At 52.1% G+C, this 4,210-nt stretch carries 3 protein-coding genes; all 3 read left to right on the top strand.

Annotation, left to right across the window (positions count from 1 at the left end; all coding sequences use genetic code 11):
• The first annotated feature begins 240 nt into the window (after positions 1-240).
• From AA309_RS28705 to AA309_RS28695, 3 genes are read left to right on the top strand one after another with little or no spacing between them, the layout of a single operon-like run.
• Entirely contained in the window at positions 241-579 is a 339-nt protein-coding gene (locus tag AA309_RS28705; protein ID WP_047192443.1) for a hypothetical protein, read from the top strand.
• 39 nt (positions 580-618) lie between these two features.
• The gene (locus AA309_RS34770) at positions 619-1,800 is read left to right on the top strand and encodes a hypothetical protein (protein ID WP_150117819.1); all 1,182 of its coding nucleotides are present in this window, start codon (positions 619-621) and stop codon (positions 1,798-1,800) included.
• Positions 1,778-4,174 (top strand): lanthionine synthetase LanC family protein, encoded by a 2,397-nt coding sequence (locus tag AA309_RS28695; protein ID WP_160310566.1) that lies wholly within the window; start codon positions 1,778-1,780, stop codon positions 4,172-4,174. The genes AA309_RS34770 and AA309_RS28695 overlap by 23 nt, the downstream gene beginning before the upstream one ends.
• The last annotated feature ends 36 nt before the right edge of the window (positions 4,175-4,210 follow it).

Below are 4,210 nucleotides of genomic sequence, written 5' to 3'. Positions count from 1 at the left end.
GTATCAATTAACGTGACATCGCCTTCCACATAGCTCACCGACAGATAAAATGCTCACTATTCTTTAGGGCTAAGTTGACGAATAACTCTTTAGGTAGCAAAATATACGATACTCGAATCGCTCGGTCACAATAATGCTGCACTAGATCGGTGGGCAGATCAGATTCGCACTCTCTCCCTCGCTGGGGTGAGGCTGCTGGGACGTAGGTAACTTCAATTTACGAGATCTGAGGAGCGTCGTATGCAATACGTCGTGAAGGATCTGATGATTACTGTGCTGCCACTCCGGGGATTGGGCGGATTGGAACTCTATAGTTGCACTGGCTGTACCGACTGCTCTAGTTGTACAGCGAATACCCGCGTTTGGGACATACTCGAACAAGCCACAATCAACCCCGCTGTTCTTTCGACCATGAAGCAACAACTCAAAGAGCTTCTTGCTGCTGTTGAGGCTAAAGAGAAAGTGGTGCACGAGGCAATGCGGCCGTCATCCGCTGCAGAGGTGGAAATACTCCAGTCGTATCTTGCCGGGGCAATCGAGGAACTGAAGCAAATTACGCCACCCGCAACTGATTCGTAGCATGCGCCTTCGACCGATCTACGGAGCAGGAGTTGCCATGTGCCTGTTCATCTCAAAGATCTGTCCCATCACGTCGTCCGGGCAAGCCCTTCATACCAACTGAGATCCCTTGCGGTGGTGCCGTATGCTTTACCAAGCAACGCATGCACCTCGCAGCTTGGTGCTTTTACTAAATTATTGGTCTCACAATCATCGGAGCAGAGGAGTATACAGGCCATTTCGGAGGGAGTTGCGGCGCTTTTCCTGCAACTGCATAAGCCAACAGAGATCCGGAATCTCTTACCAGAGTTCATATCGTTTCAGCGCGACAGCCTGATTGCGAATTTGGTCTTAGATGAAGTCCTTGAACTCCACGTAGATGGGAGCTTCGTATCCGGACCATGTGCCTTGCCACACGTAATAAATTCGAAGGTGGTCACATCACCAGCTTCGAGAATTTCGGAGCTCTCGATCAAGGCTATGAAGTTCGCTCAGCGGGAACGTCTCTTTACGATTGAAGAAACCGCCACCATGCTCTACTTCAGCAATCGCTATCCTGTAGCGCCATCATGGCGCGACCGTTGGCCGACCTATCAAGCGGTATTGAGAAGCATTGCTTCTCCGGCAGCAGAAGCATTGGGTGACTTCCGTTTATCTATTCCTAGCTGGCTCACACCTCTCAGGTCCCCTCAATGGCTAGTGTGGCGCAACAATAAATTGACGCGGATCAAATCTGAAAGCCGGATTCATAAAATCTATCTGAGTCCAAGACCAGATTATATCTCGGCTGTCTTTCAGGCTGCCGCCACCCTCCTCAATGGATCGTCAGCGATATCCATGAAGCTCGGTGCCGATCATTATGGACTTCTTAGAGCAGATAAGATGGTCATCTATTTTGCTTTCAAGGATGATCTCAACGAGTTCGCTTCGAGACTTCTTGTGCAGATAGCTGGAATTCCAGCTCACGGCGTTCCTTTTTCTACCCAAATCGACTCAGATGGACTCTTGTCGTCGGCTGCTGATCCCCCGCAAGATCAGACATATCTAGGATTTTTCCCGGACAACAGTTGGCGCATCTGGATTTGCAATCGCATCGCCCAGGCCATCCACGCTGCTCGCAACGCTAACCTAAGGTCAATGGAGCCTTGGGAATACGCAATCAGCAAATTGTGTTTGGCTGGCATCGATACCGAGTGCTGGACTTGGCGAGATGAGCTTGATGAATCCCATGTCCCTCGTTGAGCCACTTGTTCTCGCTCCGGATCTCATATTCGTCCCAGTTTCTGAATGTGCTCCCGACTTGCTGGCGCAAATCCCGCATGCCAACGGCGACTACATTCTGACCCGGCCGAGATCAAGATCGACGTCGAAAGTGGTGAACTTTCGGACCGCAGGATTGCTCGCTATGTTTCGTAAGCCGAGGACGCTCGCACACGCGGCATTCGAACTTTCCCTTGCTGCAGGAACAGATGCTGAGCAGGCCCTCGAGGAGATAATCGTCGTTCTGAATCCCTTCATCCAAGCGCAATGGTTAGGTCCTGCGGCTAGCGCAGCCTCCCAGGCTATAACTCCTACAATGATGGTTGGCGAAAGCTGGGATTCTCATCGCACTGTGGCAGAGTGCGTTCATCTCCTTGAGGATAGCGAAGTTTACCGCTTAGTTCATTCCAATGGCACCTCTGCTGCTTTGAAGCTAGTGCCTCCCCGCAGCCCACCCAGCCGTGAATTGATGCTTGACCGAGAGGCTGAGATCTTACGAAGCGTTGCAGGCGCCGAGGCTCCAGCCTTGATTGATACTGGAAGATACCACGAGTGCATGTACATCATCATGGACTGGTGTGAAGGCACACCAGTCCCGACTATCGCCAAGAATTTCCGCGCAGCCAGTGACAATGGCTTTCGCAATCTAAGCGAATTATCCGCCAGAATTTTGCGGACCTACAGCTCCCTTCACGACAAGGAAATCCTTCATGGTGACGTGAACACGAGGAATGTGATCATCGAACCGGCCGGAGGTGTGAAGATCATTGATTTTGGCAATTCCTGCCGGCTTGGAGATAAGGACGCCGGGTTCACCGTCCGCGGAGCCGTTCCCGAGTTTTACGACCCAGAGCTGGCCACTGCCATACTCAGGGGGAAGCCGCCAGGGAAGCCAACTTCAAAGAGCGAGCAGTATGCCTTGGCAGCACTGGTTTACATGCTTCTTACAGGTGCAACCTATCTCCGTTTTTCCCCAGACAAGAAGGCGATGCTTGAACAAATCCTGCGGCTTGATCCATTACCGTTCGATGCGCATGGCATCTCTTCGATGCCGCGGCTAGAAGCAGTGCTTGGCAAGGCTCTGGCGAAGGATCCCGAGCAGCGGTTTCAGTCAGTGCATGAATTTGCGACTGCCTTGGAGACAGCGGAGCTTCCTGGCGCGAAACTCGTACCATCAATCTATATTCAAGGAGCACTCGATGAGCCAAAGCGTCTCCTGCAGAAATTAGCGGATCACGGTACCTTCGATAGAGGTCTGCTTCAATCCGCACCCTCCTGCTCGCTTTATTATGGCGCAGCAGGGATAGCTTATACATTAAACGCAATTGCTTGTGCGCTTGGAGACCCTGAGCTCTTGAATATGGCTGTATCTTGGGCCTCCGGCGCAATCACTCGAATGAACGACGAGGACGCATTCCTGAGCAGGGAGCTCGATATTCGGGACCCGAGAGTGGAGCGCGAGTCATTTTACTTCGGGCGGCCAGGCGTCTTCGCTGTGCGAGCACTTACCGCCCATACCCAAGGCGATCACGTAGCTCTCGCGCAAGCGTTGACGGACTTCAGCAATTCGCCAGGTTTATTTGGCACACAGAACGATTTAGCACTTGGCTATGCAGGCATACTGGTCTGCTGCTCGCTTCTTTACGACACAATTAGTGGTACGGCCGTACAGGCCGAGAATCATCCGCTAGCTTATGCTGCGAGGTTGGCGTCGGAGGCCAAAACTAGACTGGACGTCGAGCTTGATCGACGGCAGATGAATCCCGGTGACTATCTTGGAATAGCACATGGGTGGGCTGGAGTCTTATACTCGAGACTGCTTTGGTCGGAGGTCTCCGCGATCCCGATTCATGCAGCTACTGAAGACTGGCTCGAACTCCTGTGTAGAAGTGCACGAGAGCACGGTCGTGGGGTACGGTGGCCAATTCGGGTAGCGTTTGAACGGTCGCAGAATAGAGGCATATCAGACAGCTGGTGTAATGGAAGCGCAGGATATGTGAGCCTCTGGACGTTGGCTTACCGTTTGGTGGGAAACGCGTCATATCTTGAAATGGCCGAGAGAGCAGCTTGGGCGGCGTGGAAATCGGAAGAACCTATAGGAAGTTTGTGCTGCGGCTACTTAGGCAGGGCGTATGCATTATTGAATGTTTATCGGAACACCGGTCAGACAGCATGGCTTGAACGTGCTAAGATATTGTACACGAAGGCAGCACATTCAAAGGATCTATCACGACTTCGGTTTAGTCTCTTTAGAGGCGAAGTCGCGCTGGCTCTTTTAGCTTATGATCTTGATAGTCCAGACTCTTCCAGTTTCCCTTTGTTTGAGCGGGACACCCGGGACTGGGGTCGTCTATAAGGCTCCATTGCAGGGCGATGTCACGTTAATTGATAC

This window comes from Microvirga vignae, assembly GCF_001017175.1.
Lineage (GTDB): Bacteria > Pseudomonadota > Alphaproteobacteria > Rhizobiales > Beijerinckiaceae > Microvirga > Microvirga vignae.
The sequence above is the reverse complement of the archived record's forward strand: the minus strand, read 5'-3'. Positions and strand labels throughout refer to the sequence as shown.